The sequence below is a fragment of the Pseudomonas marginalis genome (assembly GCF_008692035.1).
GTDB classification, from domain to species: Bacteria; Pseudomonadota; Gammaproteobacteria; order Pseudomonadales; family Pseudomonadaceae; genus Aquipseudomonas; species Aquipseudomonas marginalis.
Map to the genome: position 1 here is coordinate 1,806,759 of NZ_VTFG01000002.1, position 24,140 is coordinate 1,830,898.

Consider the following 24,140-nt stretch of genomic DNA (forward strand, 5'->3'; position numbering starts at 1 on the left):
TCCCCCTCACCACAGGAATGCGGTCGCCTGAAATTGTTTATGCAATAAGGGGAGTTTGCTCATTCCCCCAAGCGTCGGATGGAGTCCAGCTTTCGGGGTGCAACACTAGACGCGCTCCAGCATCCGCCGGCTGGCGAAACTGAAGCTCAGCACGATAAAGATCAGCACCCCGGTCGCCACCTGCTGCCAGTAGAAATTCCAGCCGATCAGCAGCAGCCCGTTGGCGATCACGTTGATAAACAGCACTCCGAGCAGCGTCCCGGGAATATTTGCCCGGCCCTGTCGGCTCAAGGTGGTGCCGATAAACACCGCGCCAATCGCATTGAGCAAAAACGCGTTCCCGGACAGCGGCACATAGGCGCTGACTGTCGAGCTGAGCAACACACCGGCCACCCCACAGGCCAGGGCGGTAGCCAGGGCCACGATGGTGACGATGCGCCGCACCGACAACCCCGAGTAATACGCCAGCAGCGGCTGGGTGCCCTGGGCCAGCAACTCACGGCCCAGGCGTCCGCGCGCCAGGGCCAGGCCGTAGAACAGCGCCAGCCCCACTACCACCAGCAGCGGTGTCAGCCCAGTGAGCTCAGGCTTCAAGCCTTGGCTGATATAGATCGGCTGGCCGCCGTCCGAGAGCAGTTGCTGGGCGCTGGTGCCGATAAACAGGGTGCCCAGGGTGGCCAGGAACGGACTGATGCGCAGCCCGGCAATCAGGCCGGCGTTGACCAGCCCCACCAGCAGCGCCGCCGCCAGCGCGCCCGTGGCCGCCACCGCCCAGCCATGGCCGCCATTGAGCAGCACCACAAAGCTGAAACTGGCAAAGTCCAGCGCCGTGCCCACCGACAGGTCGATGCCACCGGCCGCCACCGCGTAGGTCATGCCGATAGCGACAATCGCCAGCAGCACGAAGTTGTTCAGCACCAGGCTTTGCAGGTTGCCTGCACTGAGGAAGCCCGGCGCTTGCAGCGCAAACACCACGACAATCAGGGTGAATACCAGTGGCAATGTCAGCGGCAATACGGCGCGTGCGTTCATGCCGTCGCCCCTCGGTTCACTGCACTGGAGGCTGCGACGACCAGCAGGATCAACACGCCCTGCACACCATTGACCCAGAAGCTGGAGAGGTTAAGCAGTTGAAAGCCATTGATCAGAAAACCAATCAACAGCGCCGCCAGCAACGTCCCAGGAATGCTCGCCACCAGCCGGCGGGAAAACACCACACCGAGAAAGGCGATCGCCACCACCGACAGCAGCATGTCACCGGAGCCGGTGGTGCTGCCGCTGAAGAACGCCGCCGAACACAGCGCAGCCACCGCGGCACATAGACCGGACAGCAGATAGCTCGACAATACGTAGACGGGCACTCCAATGCCCGCCGCTTCGGCCGCCTGGGGGTATTCGCCCACCGCATGCAGGCGCAGCCCATAGGCCGAGTGCTGGATAAGCAGCGTCAACACGCCCGCCGTCACCAGCAGCACCCAGGCCAGGGCCGGTACGCCCAACCAGGTGCCACCACTGAGCAGGTCCAGCAGCGGCGAGTCCGTGGAGACCACCGTGTTCTCCGTCAACACCAACTCCAGCCCCGCCAATACATTCATGCTCGCCAGGGTCGCCAGCAACGGCGGCAAACGCAGCACCACCACGGCCAGCCCATTCAGCAAGCCGACCGCCAAACCGCAGCCCAGAGTCAGCAGCAACGTCAACCCGAGATCCAGGCCGGCATTATTGAGGCGGCTGAATACCGCCGCGCACAAGCCCAGGTTGGCCGCCAGCGACAGGTCCAGCCCTCCAGCCACCACGTTCGAGCCGCCGCCGATAATCACGCAGGTGAGCCCGAAGGCCAGCACGCCGAGGATCGCCGACTGACTGAACACATTGGCCAGATTGCCCACCGACAGAAAATTCGGCGCAGCCACGGCAAACCCCAGCAGGATCGCCACAAACACCCCCACCGACCCACGGCGCAGCACCAGCACCCACAACCGCTGCGATAACCCAGGCGTCGCCGCTTCAAGCATGTTCCACCTCGCGAGCATTTGAAGTCGCAGCAGCCACGGCTCCCGTCGCACAGGCCAGCAACTGATCGCTGTCCGCCTCCCCGGCACGGAATTCACCGGCGATCTCACCCCGATGCAGCACCAGGATTCGGTCACTGATCCCCAGCAACTCCGGCAAATCCGACGACAACACCAGCACCGCCGCGCCCTCTTCCACCAAGCGTCCGATCAAGCGGTAGATTTCCACCTTGGCCCCCACATCCACCCCCACGCAGGGCTCATCCAACAGGTACACGGCGGAGCGGCGGCTCAGCCACTTCCCCAGGGCGACCTTCTGCTGGTTGCCGCCACTGAGCTGGCTGACCGCCGCTTGGGGCCCAGGCGCCTTGATTGCCAATTCGTCGATCAGCCGCAGGCTTTCCGCCTGCTCCTTGCGGCGGCTCAACAAGCCCCAGCGGCTGAACCGTCCGAGCCCCGCCAGCGTCAGGTTTTCCAGCACCGAAAGCACCGGCGAGATCCCCTGGCTGCGCCGCTCTTCCGGCACCAGCGCAAGGCCCTCGGCAATCGCCTGGGCCGGCGAACGCAGGCGCAGCAAACGCCCGTCCAGATGCACACTGCCGCTGTCGGCGCGCTCGACACCGAAGAGTGTCTTGAACAACTCCTTGGCTCCCGAGCCGACCAGCCCGGTCAGGCCGACGATTTCTCCGCGCCGCACCTCCAGATCGATCTGCCGATAGCGCCGCGCCAGGCTCAACCCGCGTACCTGCAACAGCGGCGCTCCCGGTGCAACCTTGGCCTTGGGGTACATCTCCTGCACCTCGCGATTTACCATCAGCCGCGCAATCTCGGCGCTGGACGTATGCCGGGGCTGCACCACCGCCACGTCCCGACCATTGCGCAGCACCGTGACTTCATCGCAGAGGCTGTCGATTTCCTGTAGGTAATGGGAGATGTACAGGATGGATAAACCCTGGTCGCGCAGGCGCTTGACGATGCGCAGCAACTGGTCGACTTCACGCTTGACCAAGGCCACGCTGGGCTCGTCGAACACCAGGATCTTGGGCTGGCGAATCAACGCCCGGGTGATTTGCAGCACCTGGCGTTCGGCGCTGTTCAGCTCGCTCACCAGCGCACCGGCGGGCAATTGCAGATCAAAATATTCCGCCAGCAAGCGCTCGGCTTCACGTTGCTGCCGGCGTCGATCCACAAAGGGCCCGCGCCGCAATTCATGCCCGAAAAACAGCGCCTCGCCCACGGTAAAACTGGCGGGCAACAGACGCTCCTGATGGATGAACTGCACGCCCAGCGCATCCACCTGGCGCGGTGACAAGGCGGCGTACGACTGGCCATCGATACTCACCTGCCCCGCGTCCGCCTTGTGGATGCCGGCCAGGATCTTGATCAAGGTCGACTTGCCCGCACCGTTCTCCCCCACCAGGCCGTGGATGCTGCCGCGTTCGACTTTAAGGCTTGCGTCATCCAGCGCCAGGGTGGCGCCAAAGCGTTTATGCAAGTGTTGCAGGTGCAATGCCGGCATCAGTCACCCCGCAGTTGCTGAACCTGGTCCAGGTTGGCCGCGGTGGTCAGCAGCGTGGCCACATGGGTTTCCTTGGGCAGGTCTCGTTGCCCGGCCAGGTAGCGCGCCACGTTCTGCACAGCGGTCTTGCCGATCAACGCCGGTTGCTGCGCCACCACCGCCCCCACCGGCGAATTTGCCTGGCCGAGCAGCGCCAGCACTTCCGGCGTACCGTCGACGCCGTAAGTCTTGATCTCGGTGCGCCCGGCATCGATCAGCGCCTTGCTCGCGCCCAACTGCGGAATGTCCCACGCCGACCAGATCGCCGAGACGCTGCCCGCCGGGTATTTGTTGAGCAGCGCCGAGACTTGTGAATAAGCATCCTGCACGGTGTTGGGGATCACGTCGCGAAGTTCCGGCTGGATGATTTCCAGCTGGGGGTAATCCTTGAGCGCCAGCTTCAACTGGTCATAACGGATCGCACACACCGGCACGCCGTAGAAACCGTTGAACACCAGGATCTTGCCTTTGCCGCCGGCGTCCTTGATCAACTGATCGGCCAACGCCTTGCCGGTGGCGACGTTGTCGGAGGTGGTGTTGTTGAGGCTGTACTGGGACGGTGCATCGATGGTGAACAGCGGGATGCCGGCCTTGCTGATGCGCTTGAGCCAGGGGTCGATCACGCTGAGGGTGCCGAGGGTCTGGATCACGGCGTCGGGTTTCTGGGTGACCACGGTTTGCAGCTGGGTCACCAGGTTCTTGTCGTTACGCCCGGCATCGAGGGTGATCGGCGTGCCGCCCAGGCGCTTGATCTCATCGACCTGGGCCTGGAACGCCTTGATATCGAAATAGTGGCTGGTGCCGGTCATGCTCACGGCAATGCGCTTGCCGGCCAGGGACGGCACGGCCTCATCGCCCTCGGCAGCCTGGACGCTGACGACATGGCCCAGCAACAGCGCGGCGCCAAGGCAGATCAAACGGGAAAGCGAGGAAAGGCTGGAAGGCATACAGGGCTCCGCTGCGACCGGTGAAAGGGTTCACCAGGAGGCATTGCAGAGCCCGTGCCAGGATTTTTATTGCATTAAATCAAGGGGGTAACGTTTCCGCATGAAGGCGGACTGTCGTTCTGGGGCAACAACTGCCTGATAACTGTTGCTCAGGCAACAGCTCTTGATCGTTCACCCTGGGAGGGAACGATCAGGTCGGTTGCTTCGGCAAACGCTGATCAATCAGCTGATACAACGCACTACTCTCAGGCCAGTTCCGCATAAACCGCGCACGGTCCCTGGCATACGCCGGGGCGAAGCTGGCGGCAGAGCTGTGTTGGCACATCGCGTCGAGGTCGATCAGTGACCAGCGATCCTTATCCCAGAACAGGTTATGGCCCTTGAAGTCGCCATGGCTGATGCGCTCGCGAATCAGCTCGGCGAACAACTGGTCCAGCGCCAGCAGTTCGTTTTCCGGCGCGTCACCGTGTTCGATATAGGGCGCGAAACGCTCGATGATGTCCGGGCCCGGCAGGTATTCGGTGACCAGGTAAGCGCGGCTGCGCAGCCAGAAAAAGCGCTTTTCCAGTACGGCCAGCGGCTTGGGCGTGGCGATGCCGAGGAACGCCAGGCGATTGCCTTCGCGCCAGGAATGCCAGGCGCGGCTCGGGCGCCAGAAGCGCTTGAGCCAATGGGCGAAGCCCTTGATGTTGTAGCGCTTGATCACCAATGGCCGGCCGGCCACATCGACCTTGGCCACGCTGGCCGCACCACCGGTCTTGTACAGGTGGCCCTGGTCGAGCAACGCATCCGCCTGCTCCAGCACCGGCAGCATCGCCGGCTCTTCCTCGCGACGGATCGCGCGCAAGGCAAAGGCGCCACGCACCACGCTGAACAGCGTGCAGTCGCGCCCCACTTTGTTCAACAAGTCCTTCAAACGCCAGGCGCTGACCTTGCGCACCTGTTTTTCCAGGGCTTGCAGGGGCAAGGCGTGCTCGCCGTTGCTCAGCAGGTAGTACACCAGCAGTTCTTCGGTAAACGGCTCGAGGTTTTTCGGCAACTGGGCGAAAAACACCCCGAGGTTTTCCAGCACACGGTCGCGCGACAGGGGCTTGCCCGCCTCTTCAACACGAATGCCGGCGCCATCGATCAAGTACAGCTTGCCGTCCCGGCGCAGCAGGTTGTCCAGGTGCAGGTCTTCCTGCCACAGGCCCTTGGCATGCATCTGGCCGATCGCACCCAGGGCCTCGGCCAGCACGGCGGTTTGCTCGTCGGCCAGTGGCGGTAGCGCTTCAACGGCGTGCCAGGCATCGGCCAGGCTCTCGGCACCTTCGATAAACTCGAACAGCAGCCAGCCGCCCTCGCCGTCCTGCAAGCCATCGGCGAGCAACAGCGGGGTGGTCAGGCCTTGCTCGGCCAGCAGGCGTACGCCGCTGAGTTCACGCTGGAAATGCCGCGCGGCCTTGCCGCCCACCAATAACTTGGCCAGCACCGGACGCCCGCGCCAGATCGCCGCGCCCACGTAACGCTCGCCCGGCAACACCCGCAACAGGCTCAGCAGTTGCAGTTGGCCAGGGCCGGCGGCATCCGCCAGGTCGATAGTGAGGGGCAGGCTCGGCGTGCGGCCGGCGTTTTTCAACTCGGACAGGCGCATCAGCGGTTCTCCTTGTGGCTACGCCGCTTCGTCAGGCGTTGCAGCCAGGTGGTGACGAGCGCGCTGCCTTCGGGCTGATCGAGGTAAGCCGCCAGCAATTGACGCACCTGTGCGTCCGACCACTGCGGTGCCCGGCGCAACAACGGCTCCAGGTCCTTGACCCGGTCACGCCAGCCGAACAGCAGCGGGCGGGTTTTCTCCAGGTCGATCAACTGCGCGGCGTAGCCGTCCCCGGTGGCCTGCAGGAAAATATGCTTGGGGTAGAAACAGCCATGCACCTGGCCGACGCTGTGCAACCGGCGCGCCAGTTGACCGCAGGCCAGCAGGATCGCGCGGTGCTGGGCATCGCTGAGTTGCGCCCATTGCTCCAGCAACGAATCCAGGTCATTCCAGCCGTCCAGGGCACGGGTCAGCAGCATCGCGCGGTGCTCACCGGCGACTTTGCGCTCGCCGTAGAACGCCGCCTGCAACGCCGGGATCCCGAGCTTGCGGTAACGGCTGATGTTGCGGAACTCGCGGGAGAAACTGGGCTCGCCCAATGGCCGGTGCAAGCTGCGCGTGAGGTAGTTGCTCTGGCGCTTGAGGTAATAGCCGTGGCCGTCGAGTTCCAGGCGAAATACGCTGCTCCAGCCGCCACGACTGGTGTTCGGCTCGTCCACCGCGTCCAGTTGCCTGGCCCACAGGGCGTCGAAGGTCGCAAGGCCGTGGCGCTCCAGCAGGGCGCGATCTTCAGCCGCCAGGAAATCACTCATTCACGTCCCTCGAAAAACTTCACTACGTGGCGAATCCGCCGTTTGTCCGACTCACTCAGGTGCCGACACCCACGGTACTGCATGTAGAAGCGCAGGCGCTGAGTGGCCGACAAGTGATACTTGGCCACCTTGTCCAGGCAGGCCAGGTCCTTGGTGATGCGATACTTGAGCCAGAAACCGCGCCAGAAATCGCCGTTGGGGCAATCGATCAGGTACAGGGTGGCCTGGTCGTCGATCAGCAGGTTGCGCCACTTCAAGTCGTTATGGGTAAAGCGATGATCGTGCATGGTGCGCGTGTATTCGGCGAGCTGGCGGCTGACCGCGTTGACCCACTTGGGGTCGCGCAGGCGCGCATCCTTACGTTCGGCCAGGACCGAGAGGTCTTCGGTCCTCGGCAACTCGCGGGTGATCATTGCGCCACGATCATAGGCCAGGCCGCTGCGCTCCAGGCCCCAGGCGACCACATCGGCGGTGGGAATGCCCCACTTGGCGAAGCGCTTGAGGTTCTGCCATTCGGACTTGACCCGCGGCTTGCCCAGGTAGCGCCGCAGGCCCTTGCCGGCGCCGGTGTAGCGTTTGACGTAGTAGTTGACCCCGCCACGCTCCACCCGGATCACTTCCGACAGCGGGTCGCGTGTCAGCCGCTCGCCTTGCAGGGCAAATACCGCTTCGAGGCTTCCAAAATCATCCGCCAGTGCGGCGTAGGCAGGCTCCAGGTTCCAACCCGCCATCAGATCGCATCCCCATAACGTTGCTTGCGCGCGTAGAGCTTGTCGGCCTTGCGCTGCATCAGGCTCAGGGACGCCGATTGCTCGGCCAGGACCTGGCGCAGCGGCTGGCGGAAGTAGCCCTTGAGGAAGCGCAATTTATCGCGCCGGGTCAGGCCGATGTCCAACGCTGAGTAGTACAGCGCTGAGAGGTCCTTGTCGCGCCAGCGCAGCGGCAGATGGGCGCGCATTTGCGCCCGGTGCAGGTCGATCACCGAGAGCTTGATGTTGCGTGCATCGATCGGCCTGGACGTGTCCAGCAGGAAGTGGCACAGGTAGCAGTCGCGGTGATTCACGCCGCCCCGGTGCATGTCCCCGACCATGCGCGCCAGTTCGGCCGTGAGTGCATGGCGCAGTGCAGGTGTGGGCGGTTCGGCGACCCAGTTGACGGTCAGGTCTTCAAGGCTGATGGTCGGCGCCAGCTCTTCGGTGATGATGAACGAGTGCTGGTCCGCCGGGTTGCTGCCTTTTTCGCCGAAAGCCACGCCGGTCATGGTCGGCACGCCGATCGCCTGCAAGCGGTGAATGGCATCCCATTCCAGGCCGGCGCCGAGCACCGGCAGCTTGGCGGTGATCAGGTTCTTGAAGATTTCCGCCCAGCCGATGCCGCGGTGGATTTTGACGAAATACGGGCGGCCATCCACCTCGGTGCGCAACGTGCGACGCGCCGCCAGTTCACGGAATACCTGGCCTTGTAGTTTCTCGACTTCGGCGAAGGCGTCACGCCCGGCCCATAACGTCTTGAACGGTTCGGCAAGAATCAACTTCATCGTTTTGGCTCCGCCAGGATCACATCCGCAGCGCGCTGCGGCATGCTGTAGAGGTCGGCCGTCTCGGCGAAGGCCAACCCATTGCGGCCCCAGGCCGCGCGCTGTGCAGAATCGGTCAACATCTGCGCCAGGTACTGGTTCAACTGAGCCTGTTCAAACGGCTCGTCCAGCACCAGGCCGCTGTCGGCTTCGGCGATGTAATGGGCATAACCACATACGGCCGAGACCAGCACCGGCAACCCGGCCACCAGGGCTTCGAGCAACACGGTGCCGGTGTTTTCGTTGTACGCCGGGTGGATCAACAGGTCGGCGCCCAGCAGGAAACGCGGAATATCGCTGCGCCCCTTGAGGAACTGCACGTTATCGCCCAGCCCGAGGGTGGCGCTTTGCAGTTGGAATACCTTGGGGTCGTCCTGGCCGATGACAAACAGGCGCGTGCGTTTTTTCAGCTCAGCCGGCAATGCGGCCAGCGCTTTCAGGCTGCGGTCGACGCCCTTGGTCTTGAAGCCGGAACCGATCTGCACCAGCAGCAGGTCGTCATCGCCCAGGTTGAACTCCTTGCGGAAGCCTTCACGAATCTCGGCCGCATTCGGCGGCGCGCGGCGGTCCTGGGCAATGCCCGGTGGCAGCAGGTGGAAACGCTCCAGCGGCGTGTCGTAATGCTTGATGAACAGCGGCTGCTGCACTTCGGAAATCATCAAGACTTCGGTCTTGGCGTCCTTGGCAAACACCGCGCGCTCGTACTCGGCAAAGTGGCGATAGCGGCCAAAACTGCGGTACAGCGAATGGCGCAGGTTTTGTGCCTTGTCTTCGAAGCAGCCGTCAGCGGCGTAGTACACGTCCAGGCCAGGCATCTTGTTGAAGCCGATCAGGCGGTCCACCGGGCGCTTGGCCAGGTCGGCCTCCATCCAGGCGCTGAGCTTCTCGTTGCGCCGATGGTTGAAGAACGCCTTGACCGGCGCCACCAGCACTTCGAAGCCGGGCGGAATGTCGCCCTCCCAGATCAGCGTGTAGACACGAATCTGATGGCCGCGCTGCTGGCACTCCAGGGCGATGCGCATGAAATCGCGCTGCAGGCCGCCGAAGGGGAAATATTTGTACAGAACAAAAGCCAGTTGCATCAGTGCAGCTCCTCAGCCAGTAACAACGTGCTCAGCCGGGTTGCCACACGCTCAGGGTTCAGGCGCGTGAAACACAGGGGCGACTCGCGCTTGATGTCGAACCGACGCAGGTCGTCGGCCGTCGGTTGATAGGTACATTGTTTTTGCAGGCACGGCGCACAGGCAAAGTCGCTGGCCAGGTGAATCTGGCCCTTGCCGTAGGCGCCGGTCAGCCCGGGGTTGGTGGGGCCGAACAGGGAAATGGTCGGCACATCCAATGCCGCCGCCAAATGCCCGAGTCCGGTGTCCACCGCCACACAGGCGCGGGCGCCGGCCAATACCCGGGCCACGCCGGCCAGGTTCAGCTTGGGCAGCACTTCGGCGTTGTTCAGGCCTTGGGCCAGGCGCTCCGCCCGGGCCTTTTCGGCGGCGTTGCCCCACGGCAACTTCACGTCCACGCCCAGGCGGCCCATACGTTCAGCCAATTCGCGCCAGTAGGCTTCGGGCCAATGCTTGGTGTCCCAGGTGGTGCCGTGCAGCAGCAGGACGAAGGGCTTTTTCGGCGGCAGGCCGAGCAGTTTTTCGGTGCTGAGGCCGTAGTCGCCCAAGCCTTTGGGCAAGTCATAGCCGAGGGCCACGGCGAACAGTTGGCGCAAGCGCTCCACCGCATGCTGCCCACGGGCCACGGCCAGGCGCCGCGAGTAGAAGCGCGCCGCAATCGGCTCACGGGCCGAGTGTTTGTCGAATCCGGCCACCGGAGCCCGCACGTACCGGGTCAGCCAGGCGCTTTTGAACAGGCCCTGGGCATCGATCACCAGATCGTACTTGGTCGACTGGACTTGCTGCTTGAAGCGCCGCCACTCGCCGCTCTTGAAGGTTTCCCAGAGGTTCTTGCGCCAGCGGCGGATCGCCACCGGGATCACCTTGTCCACCGCCGGATGCCAGGTGGGGATTTCAGCAAAGCCTTCTTCCACCACCCAGTCGAAGCGAATGCCGGGGATCGCCCGTGCCGCGTCAGTCAGTGCCGGCAAGGCGTGGATCACGTCGCCCAGGGATGAGGTCTTGATTACCAGTACCCGCAACTCAGTGAACCTCGACCACGTCGCCCTGCAACCGCTGCAAGGCATCGGTTACCGGCTGCGGCAGCAATTGGCGCAGGCAGTTGTAATGGCCGAAGCGGCAGGTGCGATCAAAGCACGGGCTGCACTCCAGCCCCAGGCGCACCACTTCGACCTGGTCGGCCAACGGCGGGGTGAAGCCCGGCGAGGTGGAGCCGTACACCGCCACCAACGGGCGGTTCAGCGCAGCGGCCACATGCATCAGGCCGGAGTCGTTGGACACCACGGCGTCCGCACAGGACAGCAAGTCGATGGCCTCGGCCAGGGACGTGTCGCCACTGAGGTTGACGGCCTCTTCGCGCAGGCCCGGGATCAGGCGCTGGCGAATATCTTCACCCACCGAGTGATCGTTTTTCGAACCGAACAACCACACCTGCCAGCCTTCGCGAATCTTCATCTCGGCGACTTTGGCGTAGTGGTCCGACGGCCAGCGCTTGGACTCGCCAAACTCCGCCCCGGGGCACAGGGCCAACACCGGACGATCCAGGGCCAGGCCGAACTTGGCCAGTGCCGCATCGCGGGTCACCGGGTCGATCTGCAGGCTGGGGCGCGGGTACGGCTTGGGCAGCTCGGCGCCCGGCGCATAGGCCAGGGCCATGAAGCGTTCGATCATCAGCGGGTAGCGCGCCTTGTCCAGCGTGCGTACATCATTAAGCAGCACATAGCGAAACTCGCCGCGCCAGCCGGTGCGCTTGGGGATACCGGCAAAATACGGCACCAGCGCCGATTTGAGCGAGTTGGGCAGCAGGATCGCCTGGTCGTACTGGCCCGCCAAGGATTTGCCGATGCGACGGCGGGTCGCCAATTCCAGGGCACCGTGGCCGAGCGGAAAGCTCAAGGCCTTGTGCACTTCGGGCATGCGCTCGAGGATCGGCCGGCTCCACTCGGGGGCGAGCACGTCGATCTGGCAGTCCGGGTAGCGCATACGCAGGCTCTGGAACAGAGTCTGCGCCATCACCATGTCACCGACCCAACTGGGCCCAACGATCAGAATATTCATGTAGTTTCCACAAACGATGCGGGGAGGCTTATGCCTCCCCGCCCTAATAGTGTTTCAACCCAACCCCAGCGCCTGCCAGATTCGCATCACCTGGCGCCGTTCGTCAGCGAACTGATCACCGGGTACCGTACCGGCCTCGTTCTGCAAGGCCTGGCGATGCGCGGCGGAACGGTAGGCCTTATACACCTCGCGCAGCAGATGGGCATCGGCGGCGGGCATCAAGCCCACCTGCTCGAGGCCTTCCAGAATGCGGATATTGTCGGTGTAGCGCAGCAACGATGGATGTTGCGCAGACCACGCCAAAGCCGCGTATTGCACCATAAATTCAATATCGACGATACCTCCGGCGTCCTGCTTGAGGTCGAACAGCACCGTGGCGTCGAAGGCATTGGCGCCGGTGCCGGCCGCCGTGGCCTTGGTGCCCAGGTTGTCACGCATCTTGGCGCGCATCTCGCTGACCTCCTGGCGCAACTTCGCCAAGTCGCGCTCACGCCCCAGCACTTTAGCCCGTACCTGCTCGAATGCCTGGCCCACATCCTGGCTGCCCACCAGCACCCGCGCGCGGATCAGGGCCTGATGTTCCCAGGTCCATGCTTCATTTTGTTGATAGCGATCAAACGCCCCGAGGGAACTGACCAGCAACCCGGATGCGCCGGATGGTCGCAGGCGCATGTCGACTTCATACAATTGGCCGGAGTTGGTCTGGGTGGTCAGCAGATGAATGATCCGCTGGCCCAGGCGCGTAAAGAACTGCGCGCCGTCGATCGGCTTGGCGCCGTCGGTCTCGGCCTGCGGGTCGCCATCGTGGATAAACACCAGGTCCAGGTCCGAACCATGCCCCAGTTCGATGCCGCCGACTTTCCCATAACCGACAATGATGAACCCAGGATCGCACAAGGTACCGTCCAAGCGCTGCGGCGAGCCGTGGCGCGCGACCGTCTGGCGCCAGGCCAGGGCCAGCACTTGTTCGAGGATGGCTTCGGCGAGCCAGGTCAGGTAGTCGCTGACTTTCATCAACGGCAGGCTGCCAGCGATTTCCGACGCGGCCACGCGCAGGCGGTGGGCCAGCTTGAAGTGCCGCAGGGCTTCCATCTGCTGTTCAAGGTCATCCTCGGGGATGCGCGTAAGGCGCTCGCGCAACTCAGCGGCAAGTTCCGGCGCCAGCGGTGGCTTGAACAAACGGCCTTCGTTGAGCAACTCATCCAGCAGCAGCGGGAAGCGCGTGATCTGCTCGGCGATCCATGGACTGGCGGCGCACAGGGTCAGCAGGCGGCGCAGGGCGTCGGGGTTTTCCGTCAGCAGCACCAGATAGGCGGAACGCCGGGCGACGGCCTCCACCAGCGGCAGTACACGCTCCAGCACCAGGTCCGGGTTGGCGTGCTCGACGGCCTGGGCCAGCAAGCGCGGGATAAAGGCATCCAGGCGTTCACGCCCCAGGCGCTGCATGGCCCGCAGTTGCGGGCTGTTGCGCAGGCTGGCCAAGGCTTTAAGGGCCTTGGTGGCGTCGGTGAAGCCGCCTTCAGCCAATTGACGGCAAGCGGCCTCTTCATCCTGGGACTCTTCCCACAGCGGCAGCCATTCCCCGCCCACGACCAACTCGCTTTCCGCGCCTTCTTCTTCATCAGGATCCGCAATCACCTGGCGGAAGTGCCAGTCCACGCGGCCACGCCAGTACATCAGGCGCTCGTGGAACGCCGCCCAGTCGGCAAAGCCGAGCATAAAGGCAATGCGCGCCTGGTCTTCAGGGCTGTCCGGCAGCATTTGGGTCTGGCGGTCGGCAATCGCCTGGATCGCATGTTCGGTGTAACGCAGGAATTCATAGCCATTACGCAACTCGGCGATCACCGCCGGCGGCAGGTAGCCCTGGCCTTCCAGGGTGCCGAGCACCTTGAGCAGCGGCCGTTGCTGCAGGCTGAGGTCGCGGCCGCCATGGATCAGCTGGAACGCCTGGGCGATAAATTCCACTTCGCGGATGCCGCCCGAGCCCAGCTTGATATTGTCGGCCATGCCTTTGCGCCGGACTTCCTGCTGGATCAGCTGCTTCATGGTGCGCAGCGCCTCGATGGCGGAAAAGTCCAGGTAACGGCGGTACACGAACGGCCGCAGCATATCGAGCAGTTGCGCACCGGCCACCTGGTCACCGGCAACCACACGCGCCTTGATCATGGCGTAGCGTTCCCAGTCGCGACCCTGGTCCTGGTAGTACTGCTCCAGCGCATTGAAGCTGAGCACCAGGGCACCGGCCGAACCGTAGGGGCGCAGGCGCATGTCGACACGGAACACAAAGCCGTCGACGGTCATCGGGTCGAGGGACTTGATCAATTTTTGACCAAGGCGAATAAAGAACTCCTGGTTATCCAGGGAGCGCTTCACGCCCACGGTTTCGCCGCCCTCGGGGTAGGCGAAGATCAGGTCGATATCCGACGAGAGGTTCAGCTCCACCGCGCCGAGCTTGCCCATGCCGAGGATGACCATGTGCTGCAGTTCGCCGCTGCGCCGCCCGGTCGGCGTGCCGAACTGCACGCAGTGGCGCTGGTACAGCCATTGGTAGGCCTGGTCGATGCTGGCGTCGGCCATGTCGGAGAGGTCACGACAGGTTTGCACCAGGTCGGCCTGGCGGGTCAGGTCACGCCAGATGATGCGCACTTGCTGGCGGGTACGCTGGCGACGCAGTACGCGGCCCAGCTCATCTTCTGTTTCGGCCTGTTGCACGGCACCGGCAATCTGCCCGCACAGCTCGCCCGGCGCAAAGCCGCGATCCAGCTCGCCCCAGGCCGCCAGCTCGAGCAACATCAAAGGGTCACGAACACTCTGTTCAATGACGAAATCACTGGCGGCGCACACGCGGGCGAAGTCGGCCCACCGTTGCGGCGTCCACGCAGAAAGGCCATGATCGTCGTCCAGCGCGGCCACGGCGTCACGAAATGACTGCTCGGCCCGCTGGGCCTTTGGCAACAGAATGGCCGGCAGTTCGGCCAGCGTTGGAAGGCTCATGGTCTATCCTTGGTCGGCGTGTAAATGGCCTGCTGCTGTGAAGGCAGGCGCCGCGCTCGATGAAGGACTGTCGAACAAAGGTGATAAATAGCTGAAAATATGTAATTTTTGGCAGGCAACATTAAACTTCTACCTTTTCTTGTTCGCAAAAGATCAACAATAACGATTATGCTCACCAGCCAGACCGAGCAATCCGCTCGGTCTTGTGTAGTTTTACTACTCGTATATACATTCGAAAGGCTGAAATGGCCGACGATTTGTAGTAAAACTACAGGACGCCGAAGCAACCTTCGGCCATCCAAGAATTTATGTCGTCTGCCCACAAGGCCAGTCGCAAACTTCAGGCAACCGATTCTGGTAGCCTTTCCGCCCTGGAGCAAGCCATGCAAGACCTCGATCCCGTCGAAACCCAGGAATGGCTGGACGCCCTGGAATCGGTTCTCGACAAAGAAGGCGAAGACCGTGCTCACTACCTGATGACCCGTATGGGCGAACTCGCGACCCGCAGCGGCTCGCAACTGCCCTACGCCATCACCACGCCATACCGCAACACCATCCCCGTTACCCACGAAGCACGCATGCCTGGCGACCTGTTCATGGAACGCCGCATTCGCTCGCTGGTACGTTGGAACGCCATGGCGATGGTAATGCGCACGAACTTGAAAGATTCTGACCTGGGCGGTCACATCTCCAGCTTCGCTTCCAGCGCAACCCTGTATGACATCGGCTTCAACTACTTCTTCCAGGCCCCGACCGAAGAACACGGCGGCGACCTGATCTACTTCCAGGGCCACACCTCGCCGGGCGTCTACGCTCGTGCGTTCATGGAAGGTCGCATCAGCGAAGAGCAAATGAACAACTTCCGCCAGGAAGTCGACGGTCAGGGCCTGTCGTCCTACCCGCACCCTTGGCTGATGCCTGATTTCTGGCAGTTCCCGACGGTATCCATGGGCCTGGGCCCGATCCAGGCGATCTACCAGGCACGCTTCATGAAGTACCTGGAAGCCCGTGGCTTCATCCCGGAAGGCAAGCAGAAAGTCTGGTGCTTCCTGGGCGACGGCGAGTGCGACGAGCCGGAATCCCTGGGTGCCATCTCCCTGGCCGGCCGCGAGAAGCTGGACAACCTGATCTTCGTCATCAACTGCAACCTGCAGCGCCTCGACGGCCCGGTTCGCGGCAACGGCAAGATCATCCAGGAACTCGAAGGCGTGTTCCGCGGTGCCCAGTGGAACGTGACCAAGGTCATCTGGGGCCGTTTCTGGGACCCACTGCTGGCCAAGGACGTCGACGGTATCCTGCAACGTCGCATGGACGAAGTCATCGACGGCGAGTACCAGAACTACAAGGCCAAAGACGGCGCGTTCGTGCGTGAACATTTCTTCAACACGCCTGAACTCAAGGCGATGGTTGCCGACCTGTCCGACGACGAGATCTGGAAACTCAACCGTGGCGGCCACGACCCGTACAAGGTCTATGCGGCGTACCACGAAGCGGTCAACCACAAAGAACAACCGACCGTCATCCTGGCCAAGACCATCAAGGGTTATGGCACCGGTGCCGGCGAAGCGAAAAACACCGCGCACAACACCAAGAAAGTCGATGTCGACAGCCTGAAGCTGTTCCGCGACCGCTTCGACATCCCGGTCAAGGACGAAGAGCTGGAGAACCTGCCGTTCTTCAAGCCTGAGGCGAACAGCGCCGAAGCCCGCTACCTGAGCGAGCGTCGTACCGCACTGGGCGGTTTCGTGCCACAGCGCCGCGCCAAGAGCTTCAACATCCCGACACCTCCGCTGGATACCCTCAAGGCGATCCTGGACGGCTCGGGCGACCGTGAAATCTCCACCACCATGGCCTTCGTGCGGATCCTCGCGCAGCTGGTCAAGGACAAGGAGATCGGCTCGCGCATCGTGCCGATCATCCCGGACGAAGCCCGTACTTTCGGTATGGAAGGCATGTTCCGCCAGTTGGGCATCTACTCCTCCGTCGGCCAGCTCTACGAGCCAGTCGATAAAGACCAGGTGATGTTCTACAAGGAAGACAAGAAGGGCCAGATCCTCGAAGAAGGCATCAACGAAGCGGGCGCCATGAGTTCCTTCATCGCTGCCGGTACTTCGTACTCCAGCCACAACCAGCCGATGCTGCCGTTCTACATCTTCTACTCGATGTTCGGTTTCCAGCGTATCGGCGACCTGGCTTGGGCAGCGGGCGACAGCCGTACCCGTGGTTTCCTGATCGGCGGTACCGCCGGCCGTACCACTCTGAACGGCGAAGGCCTGCAACACGAAGACGGTCACAGCCACATCCTGGCTGCCACCATCCCGAACTGCCGCACCTTTGATCCAACCTACGGCTATGAGCTGGCGGTGATCATCCAGGACGGCATGAAGAAGATGACCGAAGAGCAGCAGGACGTTTTCTACTACATCACCGTGATGAACGAGTCCTACCAGCAGCCAGCCATGCCGGCCGGCGTGGAAGAAGGCATCATCAAGGGCATGTACCTGCTCGAAGAAGACACCAAGGAAGCGGCGCACCACGTGCAGCTGATGGGCTCCGGCACCATCCTGCGTGAAGTCCGTGAAGCGGCGAAGATCCTGCGTGAAGAGTTCAACGTCGGCGCCGACGTCTGGAGCGTTACCAGCTTCAACGAACTGCGTCGCGACGGCCTGGCCGTAGAGCGCAACAACCGCCTGCACCCGGGCCAGAAGCCTGCGCAGAGCTATGTCGAAGAGTGCCTGGCCGGCCGTAAAGGTCCAGTCATTGCCTCTACCGACTACATGAAACTGTTTGCTGAACAAATTCGCCAGTGGGTCCCGTCCAAGGAATTCAAAGTCCTGGGCACCGACGGTTTCGGCCGCAGTGACAGCCGCAAGAAGCTGCGTCACTTCTTCGAAGTCGACCGTCACTTCGTGGTGTTGGCAGCCCTGGAAGCCTTGGCTGACCGCGGTGAGATCGAACCCAAGGTGGTAGCTGACGCTATCGTCAAGTTCGGGATCAACCCGGAAAAACGCAACCCACTGGACTGCTGAGGAGACTTTTTGTGAGCGAACTCATTCGCGTACCTGACATCGGCAGCGGTGAAGGTGAAGTAATCGAGCTGTTTGTGAAGGTCGGCGACACCGTCGAAGCCGACCAGAGCATCCTGACCCTGGAATCGGACAAGGCGAGCATGGAAATCCCTGCTCCCAAGGCCGGCGTGGTCAAGAGCCTGAAAGTGAAGCTGGGCGACCGCCTGAAAGAAGGCGACGAACTGCTGGAACTGGAAATCGAAGGTGCCGCTGATGCGGCCCCTGCGGCGGCTCCTGCTGCCGCTGCTGCACCGGCGCCTGCCGCGGAAAAACCTGCCGCTGCTGCCGAGGCTCCTGCAGCCCCGGCTGCTGCTCCAGCCGCAGCGACTGTCCAGGACATTCATGTTCCGGACATCGGCTCGTCGGGCAAGGCCAAGATCATCGAGCTGCTGGTCAAGGTCGGCGACACCGTCGAAGCCGACCAGTCGCTGATCACCCTGGAGTCCGACAAGGCCTCCATGGAAATCCCATCGCCGGCTGCCGGCGTTGTGGAAAGCATCGCGGTCAAGCTGGAAGACGAAGTCGGCACGGGCGACTTCATCCTCAAGCTGAAAGTACAAGGCGCTGCGCCTGCCGCTGCTCCAGCACCGGCTGCTGCTCCGGCGGCCAAGGCTGAAGCCGCTCCGGCCGCTGCCGCCCCTGCGCCTGCTGCAAAAGCCGAGGCCGCTCCGGCCCCTGCGGCTGCCGCACCGGCGCCAAGCGGTGCCAAGGTTCACGCAGGCCCGGCGGTTCGCCAACTGGCGCGTGAATTCGGCGTCGAGCTGAACGCTGTGTCGGCCACCGGCCCCCACGGTCGCGTACTGAAGGAAGACGTGCAGGTCTACGTCAAAGCCATGATGCAGAAAGCCAAGGAAGCTCCGGCTGCCGGCACTGCTACTGGCGGCGCGGGGATTCCACCGATCCCGGTGGTGGACTTCAGCCGCTTCGGCGAGACCGAAGAAGTGCCGATGACCCGCCTGATGCAAATCGGCGCGTCAAGCCTGCACCGCAGCTGGCTGAACATTCCGCACGTGACCCAATTCGACCAGGCCGACATCACCGACCTGGAAGCTTTCCGCGTTGCGCAGAAAGCCGTGGCCGAGAAGGCCGGCGTGAAACTGACCGTGCTGCCGCTGCTGCTCAAGGCCTGCGCGCACCTGCTCAAGGAGCTGCCGGACTTCAACAGTTCGCTGGCGCCAAGCGGCAAGGCGATCATTCGCAAGAAGTACGTGCACGTAGGCTTTGCCGTCGACACGCCGGATGGCCTGCTGGTACCGGTCATCAAGAACGTCGACCAGAAGAGCCTGCTGCAGCTTGCCGCCGAGGCTGCTGCACTGGCGGCCAAAGCCCGTGACAAGAAGCTCACCGCAGACGACATGCAAGGCGCGTGCTTCACCATCTCCAGCCTCGGTCACATTGGCGGTACGGGCTTCACGCCAATCGTCAACGCGCCGGAAGTGGCGATCCTGGGCGTTTCCAAGGCCACCATCCAGCCAGTCTGGGACGGTAAAGCGTTCCAGCCCAAGCTGATGCTGCCACTGTCGCTGTCCTACGATCACCGTGTGATCAACGGCGCGGCCGCTGCACGCTTCACCCAGCGCCTGAGCCAGTTGCTGAACGACATCCGCACCATCCTGCTGTAAGCCACAGCGGCCTCCCTTTCATCGGGGAGGCCTGGTTGCACCGATTTCCGAGCGCCACGCTCGTACCTCAACCCCGTCAATTTGGCGGGGCTTTTTTTGCTTTTCTCTACAGACAGAACAGGGTTGTACACCTTCTGTCATCCTGACTGAAGAATTCCCCCGCCCGGCCGATAACCCCCTTATAGCACTTAGCCTTCATCCTCTCTTGTCAGCCCGCGCCGCATGATGCAACCTTGCCGCAGGCAACAGTAAAGAGGGCGTGAGCCCGGCGCCGTGCGCGTTATTTGAAGTGAGTTCCCCCCCATGAAAAGCCAACCCGATGTCGCCCGTATGGCGGCCGAGGTAGTGACGCAGTTACCGGTGCCTTCGCGCCTCGGTATGCTGCGTTTCGAGCGGCTTAATGAGGCAAGCTGGGCCCTTCTGTACCTCGACCCTAACTGCGAGCGCCAATTCGGCCTGTCGGCGGTCGAGCTGTGTGCACTGCTCGGTACCCCCTTCGCCAGCCTGATGGAGCCTCAGGCTCGCTATCAACTGCACGACGCCATCCAACAGCAACTGAGCGACAGCCCTCACTACCTGGTGCGCTACACCCTGCACACCAACGATGGCCCCCTGAGCCTGCTGGAAATGGGCGAAGCCTACAAACAACACAATCGCCACCTGCTGCGCGGCTACCTGATGGTGGTCGACGGCCTGTTCAACGAAATCTCCCTGCCCGCCCCGACGGAGGACCTGGAAAGCCAGAACAGCCGCCTGCAGATCGCCCTGGAGCTCAACCAGCGCGCCCAGCAGGAACAACTGCAGCACCTGGAGCGGGTGCGCGCCCAGCAGGAGCTGATCCTGTTGCTGGCCCGCCAGCGCTACACCGCCAACAATTCGCTGCAGGAAGCCGCAGAGCTGATCACCCGCAGCGCCTGTGACATCTACCAGATCGACTGCGCCAGCATCTGGAACCTCGAAGGCCAGCGCCTGGTACCGATCTCGGCCTACCACCGCGATGACCAGCAGCACCACCTGCCTGAGCCCATCGACGCCAGTTGCTTTCCGGATTACCTGGAAGCCCTGCACACCAGCCGGGCAATCGACGCGACCAACGCGATGCGCGACCCGCGCACCCGGGAAATGGCCGAGAACCTGCGCGCCAAGGATATCCACGCCATGCTCGATGCGAGCATCCGCGTCGATGGTCAGGTGGTCGGTGTGCTGTGCCTGGAACAGGGCGGCAGCCCGCGTGCCTGGCAGGCCGATGAGATTGCCTTTGCCGGCGAACTGGCCGACCAATTCGCGCAAGTGATCAACAACCACAACCGCCGTACCGCCACCAGCGCCCTGCACCTGTTCCAGCGTGCCGTGGAGCAAAGTGCCAATGCCTTTTTGCTGGTCAACTGCGACGGCGTGGTGGAATACGTCAACCCAAGCTTTACCGCGATCACCCAATACAGCGCCGAAGAAGTCCACGGCCACCGCCTGGCCCAACTGCCGGCCCTGGAAAACCTCAGCGAGCTGCTGTTCGACGCACCGTCGAGCCTGGCCAAGAGCAACAGCTGGCAGGGCGAGTTCAAGAGCCGACGTAAAAACCTCGAGCCCTACTGGGGCCAGCTGTCGATTTCCAAGGTGTATGGCGACAACCGTGAGCTGACCCACTACATCGGCATCTACGAAGACATCACCCAGAACAAACTGGCCCAGCAGCGCATCGAACGCCTGGCCTACACCGATAACCTGACCAACCTGGGCAACCGTCCGGCATTTATCCGCAATCTGGATGAGCGCTTTGCCCGCGACAGCGACAGCCCGATCAGCCTGTTGCTGGTGGACATCGACAACTTCAAGCGCATCAACGACAGCCTCGGCCACCAGACCGGCGACAAGCTGCTGATCAGCCTGGCCCGCCGCCTGCGCAACAGCCTGAGTGCCGGCGGCAGCCTGGCGCGTTTTGCCAGTAACGAATTCGCGGTGCTGCTGGACGACACTGACCTGGAAAGCGGCCAACAGGTGGCCAGCCAACTGCTGGCGACCCTCGACAAACCGATGTTCGTCGACAACCAACTGATCAGCGTCACCGGCTCGGTGGGCCTGGCCTGCGCGCCGCTGCACGGCCGCGACCCGCAGACCCTGATGCGCAACGCCGGCCTGGCCCTGCACAAGGCCAAGGCCAACGGCAAACACCAGGTACAGGTGTTCACCGAAGCCTTGAACGCCGAGGCCAGCTACAAGCTGTTCGTGGAGAACAACCTGCGTCGTGCCCTGACCCAGAACGAACTGGACGTGTTCTACCAGCCCAAGCTGTGCCTGCGCAGCGGCCGCTTGCTGGGCATGGAAGCGCTGCTGCGCTGGAACCATCCGGAAAAGGGCATGATCCGCCCCGATCAGTTCATCAGCGTCGCCGAAGAAACCGGCCTGATCATCCCGATCGGCAAATGGATCGCGCGCCAGGCCTGCCGCATGAGCAAGCAACTGAGCGCCGCCGGCCTGGGCAATCTGCAGGTGGCGATCAACCTGTCGCCCAAGCAATTCTCCGACCCGGACCTGGTGGCCTCGATCGCCACGATCCTCAAGGAAGAACAGCTGCCGGCCAACCTGCTGGAACTGGAGCTGACCGAAGGCCTGCTGCTGGAAGCGACCGAAGACACGCGCCTGCAACTGGACCAGCTCAAGAGCTTCGGCCTGACCCTGGCCATGGACGACTTCGGCACCGGCTACTCGTCACTGAGCTACCTGAAAAAATTCCCCATCGACATCATCAAGATCGACCGCAGCTTTATCCACGAAATCCCGGACAACCAGGACGACATGGAAATCACCTCGGCCGTGATCGCCATGGCCCACAACCTCAAGCTCAAGGTGGTGGCCGAAGGCATCGAGACCGCCGAGCAACTGGCGTTCCTGCGTCGGCACCGTTGCGACGTTGGCCAGGGCTACCTGTTCGACCGGCCGATCCCCGGTGCAGAGCTGCTCGAGAAGCTTAGACGCTACCCGCGCGGGCCAATCGCCTGACAGCGCTGTAACACTCGGGCACACTGGCTGTCTGAAATTTACCGCTAACCCAACCTGACGAGAGGACTGCTCATGGTCTTGCGCTCGGAAATTCTGGTGAACAAAAACGTGCTGCCTACTCAAGAACAAGCGTTGCCCGGTCGTGAAACCCCGATGAACCTGCCGCAGACGCACTTCGTCAACGGCAACCCGCTGCTGGGCCCATTCGTCGACGACGTCGGCTTCGCGATCTTCGGCCTGGGTTGTTTCTGGGGCGCCGAGCGCAAGTTCTGGCAGCGCGATGGCGTGGTCAGCACCGTGGTCGGCTATGCCGGTGGTTTCACGCCGAACCCGACGTATGAAGAAGTCTGCTCGGGCCTGACCGGCCACAGCGAAGTGGTGCTGGTGGTGTATGACCAGGCCAAGGTGAACTACGAAGACCTGCTGAAGATGTTCTGGGAACTGCACAACCCGACCCAGGGCATGCGCCAGGGTAATGACATCGGCACCCAGTACCGCTCGGTGATCTATGCGACCACGCCTGAGCAACTGGCGGCGGCGCAGGCCAGTGCCGAGGCGTATCAGGCTGAACTGACCAAAGCGGGCCTGGGTGTGATTACCACCGAGATCGACGAGGCGCCAACGGTGTACTTCGCCGAGGCGTATCACCAGCAGTACCTTGCGAAGAATCCACAGGGCTACTGTGGGATCGGCGGTACCGGCGTGACTTGCCCGATCTGAAGATCGGAGCTGCAAGTTTCAAGCTACAAGCTGCAAGTGGTGTTTTCTGCTCTCACTTGCAGCTTGAGGCTTGAAGCTTGCAACTTACAACTACTCAGCGATGAGCCAATCCATCTGCCACCCACCCTGGGTCTGGCCAAGCTGCTTGGACAGCCACGGCAGCAGCTCGCGCAACTCCTCTTCCAGGCCCCACGGCGGGTTGGCAATCGCCAGGCCCGAGCCGGTCAGGGTGTTGGGCGTGTCCAGCGGATGCACCAGCAATTCCACGCGCAGCAACTTCGGCGCACCGGTGCCGGCCAGGTCCTGGTAGAAGCGACGCAGCATGCGCTGGTCCTTCACCGGGTACCAGATCGCCGCGACCGTCTGGCGCATACGGCTGACGGCTTCCTTGAGGGACGCAGCACAGCGCTGCATTTCGTCGAGTTTTTCAAACGGCGGATCGATCAGCATCAACGCACGCTTTTCCGGCACCGGTAACAGCGCGCGCGGCACATGCCAGCCTTCGCCCAAATGAACCTTGACCCGACGATCGCCCTTCATGTTGTCCTTGAGCAACACGCCGTCTTCCGGGTGTTTTTCATTGAGCAGCACGCGGTCCTGGGGGCGCGTAAGGCGGCGCGCCAGCTCCGGTGAGCCCGGGTAGTAGCGCAACTGGCCATCGGGGTTCATCTCGTGCAGCACGCGCATGTAGTCGGCGGTCAACGGCGGTAGATCGTCGGCGCCCCACAAACGCGCGATACCTTCCAGGTACTCACCCGTGCGATTGGCCTGGTCACCTTGCAGGTCGTACAGGCCAATCCCGGCATGGGTGTCGAGGTAGGCGAACGGCTGCTCCTTGCGCGACATCAGGGCGATGAGGCGGGTCAAGGTCAGGTGTTTGAAGACATCGGCGTGGTTGCCGGCGTGAAAGGCGTGACGATAATTCATGGTTGCTCCTGCGCAGGGGGCGAAGTTTACCTTCTACGGGCGCAAAGGTGCAGGGCCGCATGCCGGGCGGCGCTTATGCCGCAAACGCAGGCAGCCCGTTGAAAAAAATCTAAATGTCGACGGCGAGGCGGATTTATTGTGGCCATCCACCACTC

17 protein-coding genes are annotated in these 24,140 nt (G+C 62.8%); 4 read left to right on the forward strand and 13 right to left on the reverse strand.

Going from position 1 to position 24,140, the window contains the following annotated elements; all coding sequences use genetic code 11:
- Positions 1–105: 105 nt before the first annotated feature.
- The 12 genes from FX984_RS28575 to glnE all read right to left on the reverse strand — a co-directional run bounded on the left by FX984_RS28575 (position 106) and on the right by glnE (position 14,651).
- Positions 106–1,032 (reverse strand): ABC transporter permease, encoded by a 927-nt coding sequence (locus FX984_RS28575; protein WP_146476847.1) that lies wholly within the window; start codon positions 1,030–1,032, stop codon positions 106–108.
- Positions 1,029–2,015 (reverse strand): ABC transporter permease, encoded by a 987-nt coding sequence (locus FX984_RS28580; RefSeq protein WP_146476846.1) that lies wholly within the window; start codon positions 2,013–2,015, stop codon positions 1,029–1,031. The genes FX984_RS28575 and FX984_RS28580 overlap by 4 nt, the downstream gene beginning before the upstream one ends.
- Entirely contained in the window at positions 2,008–3,531 is a 1,524-nt protein-coding gene (locus tag FX984_RS28585; RefSeq protein ID WP_146476845.1) for a sugar ABC transporter ATP-binding protein, read from the reverse strand. The genes FX984_RS28580 and FX984_RS28585 overlap by 8 nt, the downstream gene beginning before the upstream one ends.
- A complete protein-coding gene (locus FX984_RS28590; RefSeq protein ID WP_092359401.1) occupies positions 3,531–4,517 on the reverse strand; it encodes a sugar ABC transporter substrate-binding protein in 987 nt (328 codons plus the stop codon). Before FX984_RS28590 ends, FX984_RS28585 begins: the two co-directional genes overlap by 1 nt.
- A gap of 190 nt (positions 4,518–4,707) precedes the next feature.
- The gene (locus FX984_RS28595) at positions 4,708–6,150 is read right to left on the reverse strand and encodes a lipopolysaccharide kinase InaA family protein (RefSeq protein ID WP_146476844.1); all 1,443 of its coding nucleotides are present in this window, start codon (positions 6,148–6,150) and stop codon (positions 4,708–4,710) included.
- Positions 6,150–6,902 carry a lipopolysaccharide kinase InaA family protein gene (locus tag FX984_RS28600; RefSeq protein ID WP_027604951.1) on the reverse strand — a complete coding sequence of 251 codons (753 nt, stop codon included), beginning with the start codon at positions 6,900–6,902 and terminating at the stop codon, positions 6,150–6,152. The genes FX984_RS28595 and FX984_RS28600 overlap by 1 nt, the downstream gene beginning before the upstream one ends.
- Positions 6,899–7,633 carry a lipopolysaccharide kinase InaA family protein gene (locus FX984_RS28605; protein WP_027604952.1) on the reverse strand — a complete coding sequence of 245 codons (735 nt, stop codon included), beginning with the start codon at positions 7,631–7,633 and terminating at the stop codon, positions 6,899–6,901. Before FX984_RS28605 ends, FX984_RS28600 begins: the two co-directional genes overlap by 4 nt.
- Entirely contained in the window at positions 7,633–8,439 is an 807-nt protein-coding gene (gene rfaP / locus FX984_RS28610) for a lipopolysaccharide core heptose(I) kinase RfaP (RefSeq protein WP_115486431.1), read from the reverse strand. The genes FX984_RS28605 and rfaP overlap by 1 nt, the downstream gene beginning before the upstream one ends.
- Complete coding sequence (locus tag FX984_RS28615; protein WP_146476843.1) at positions 8,436–9,560, reverse strand: glycosyltransferase family 4 protein; 1,125 nt, start codon at positions 9,558–9,560, stop codon at positions 8,436–8,438. Before FX984_RS28615 ends, rfaP begins: the two co-directional genes overlap by 4 nt.
- The gene (gene waaC, locus FX984_RS28620; protein WP_146476842.1) at positions 9,560–10,621 is read right to left on the reverse strand and encodes a lipopolysaccharide heptosyltransferase I; all 1,062 of its coding nucleotides are present in this window, start codon (positions 10,619–10,621) and stop codon (positions 9,560–9,562) included. Before waaC ends, FX984_RS28615 begins: the two co-directional genes overlap by 1 nt.
- A gap of 1 nt (position 10,622) precedes the next feature.
- Positions 10,623–11,657: a lipopolysaccharide heptosyltransferase II gene (waaF, locus tag FX984_RS28625; protein WP_146476841.1), complete on the reverse strand. Its 1,035-nt coding sequence runs from the start codon at positions 11,655–11,657 to the stop codon at positions 10,623–10,625.
- 54 nt (positions 11,658–11,711) lie between these two features.
- Entirely contained in the window at positions 11,712–14,651 is a 2,940-nt protein-coding gene (glnE, locus tag FX984_RS28630; protein ID WP_146476840.1) for a bifunctional [glutamate--ammonia ligase]-adenylyl-L-tyrosine phosphorylase/[glutamate--ammonia-ligase] adenylyltransferase, read from the reverse strand.
- Between the two features lie 383 nt (positions 14,652–15,034).
- Between glnE and aceE the strand changes: the two genes are divergently transcribed.
- From aceE to msrA, 4 genes are all read left to right on the forward strand, one after another.
- Entirely contained in the window at positions 15,035–17,680 is a 2,646-nt protein-coding gene (aceE, locus tag FX984_RS28635; RefSeq protein WP_027604958.1) for a pyruvate dehydrogenase (acetyl-transferring), homodimeric type, read from the forward strand.
- An 11-nt stretch (positions 17,681–17,691) separates the two neighbouring features.
- Positions 17,692–19,341, forward strand: a complete 1,650-nt coding sequence (gene aceF, locus FX984_RS28640) for a dihydrolipoyllysine-residue acetyltransferase (protein ID WP_027604959.1) — start codon at positions 17,692–17,694, stop codon at positions 19,339–19,341.
- Positions 19,342–19,644: 303 nt separating this feature from the next.
- Complete coding sequence (locus tag FX984_RS28645; RefSeq protein WP_027604960.1) at positions 19,645–22,338, forward strand: putative bifunctional diguanylate cyclase/phosphodiesterase; 2,694 nt, start codon at positions 19,645–19,647, stop codon at positions 22,336–22,338.
- Between the two features lie 72 nt (positions 22,339–22,410).
- A complete protein-coding gene (msrA, locus tag FX984_RS28650) occupies positions 22,411–23,058 on the forward strand; it encodes a peptide-methionine (S)-S-oxide reductase MsrA (protein WP_027604961.1) in 648 nt (215 codons plus the stop codon).
- Between the two features lie 90 nt (positions 23,059–23,148).
- Here the strand turns inward: msrA and FX984_RS28655 are convergent, their stop codons facing one another.
- Entirely contained in the window at positions 23,149–23,985 is an 837-nt protein-coding gene (locus FX984_RS28655; RefSeq protein WP_098480495.1) for a 23S rRNA (adenine(2030)-N(6))-methyltransferase RlmJ, read from the reverse strand.
- Between the last annotated feature and the right edge of the window lie 155 nt (positions 23,986–24,140).

What these genes read in the sequence shown, in the direction of transcription:
- FX984_RS28575 (WP_146476847.1), bottom strand. Translation starts at nt 1,032, where the DNA reads ATGAACGCACGCGCCGTATTGCCGCTGACATTGCCACTGGTATTCACC.
- FX984_RS28580 (WP_146476846.1), bottom strand. Translation starts at nt 2,015, where the DNA reads ATGCTTGAAGCGGCGACGCCTGGGTTATCGCAGCGGTTGTGGGTGCTG.
- FX984_RS28585 (WP_146476845.1), bottom strand. Translation starts at nt 3,531, where the DNA reads ATGCCGGCATTGCACCTGCAACACTTGCATAAACGCTTTGGCGCCACC.
- FX984_RS28590 (WP_092359401.1), bottom strand. Translation starts at nt 4,517, where the DNA reads ATGCCTTCCAGCCTTTCCTCGCTTTCCCGTTTGATCTGCCTTGGCGCC.
- FX984_RS28595 (WP_146476844.1), bottom strand. Translation starts at nt 6,150, where the DNA reads ATGCGCCTGTCCGAGTTGAAAAACGCCGGCCGCACGCCGAGCCTGCCC.
- FX984_RS28600 (WP_027604951.1), bottom strand. Translation starts at nt 6,902, where the DNA reads ATGAGTGATTTCCTGGCGGCTGAAGATCGCGCCCTGCTGGAGCGCCAC.
- FX984_RS28605 (WP_027604952.1), bottom strand. Translation starts at nt 7,633, where the DNA reads ATGGCGGGTTGGAACCTGGAGCCTGCCTACGCCGCACTGGCGGATGAT.
- rfaP (WP_115486431.1), bottom strand. Translation starts at nt 8,439, where the DNA reads ATGAAGTTGATTCTTGCCGAACCGTTCAAGACGTTATGGGCCGGGCGT.
- FX984_RS28615 (WP_146476843.1), bottom strand. Translation starts at nt 9,560, where the DNA reads ATGCAACTGGCTTTTGTTCTGTACAAATATTTCCCCTTCGGCGGCCTG.
- waaF (WP_146476841.1), bottom strand. Translation starts at nt 11,657, where the DNA reads ATGAATATTCTGATCGTTGGGCCCAGTTGGGTCGGTGACATGGTGATG.
- glnE (WP_146476840.1), bottom strand. Translation starts at nt 14,651, where the DNA reads ATGAGCCTTCCAACGCTGGCCGAACTGCCGGCCATTCTGTTGCCAAAG.
- aceE (WP_027604958.1), top strand. Translation starts at nt 15,035, where the DNA reads ATGCAAGACCTCGATCCCGTCGAAACCCAGGAATGGCTGGACGCCCTG.
- FX984_RS28645 (WP_027604960.1), top strand. Translation starts at nt 19,645, where the DNA reads ATGAAAAGCCAACCCGATGTCGCCCGTATGGCGGCCGAGGTAGTGACG.
- msrA (WP_027604961.1), top strand. Translation starts at nt 22,411, where the DNA reads ATGGTCTTGCGCTCGGAAATTCTGGTGAACAAAAACGTGCTGCCTACT.
- FX984_RS28655 (WP_098480495.1), bottom strand. Translation starts at nt 23,985, where the DNA reads ATGAATTATCGTCACGCCTTTCACGCCGGCAACCACGCCGATGTCTTC.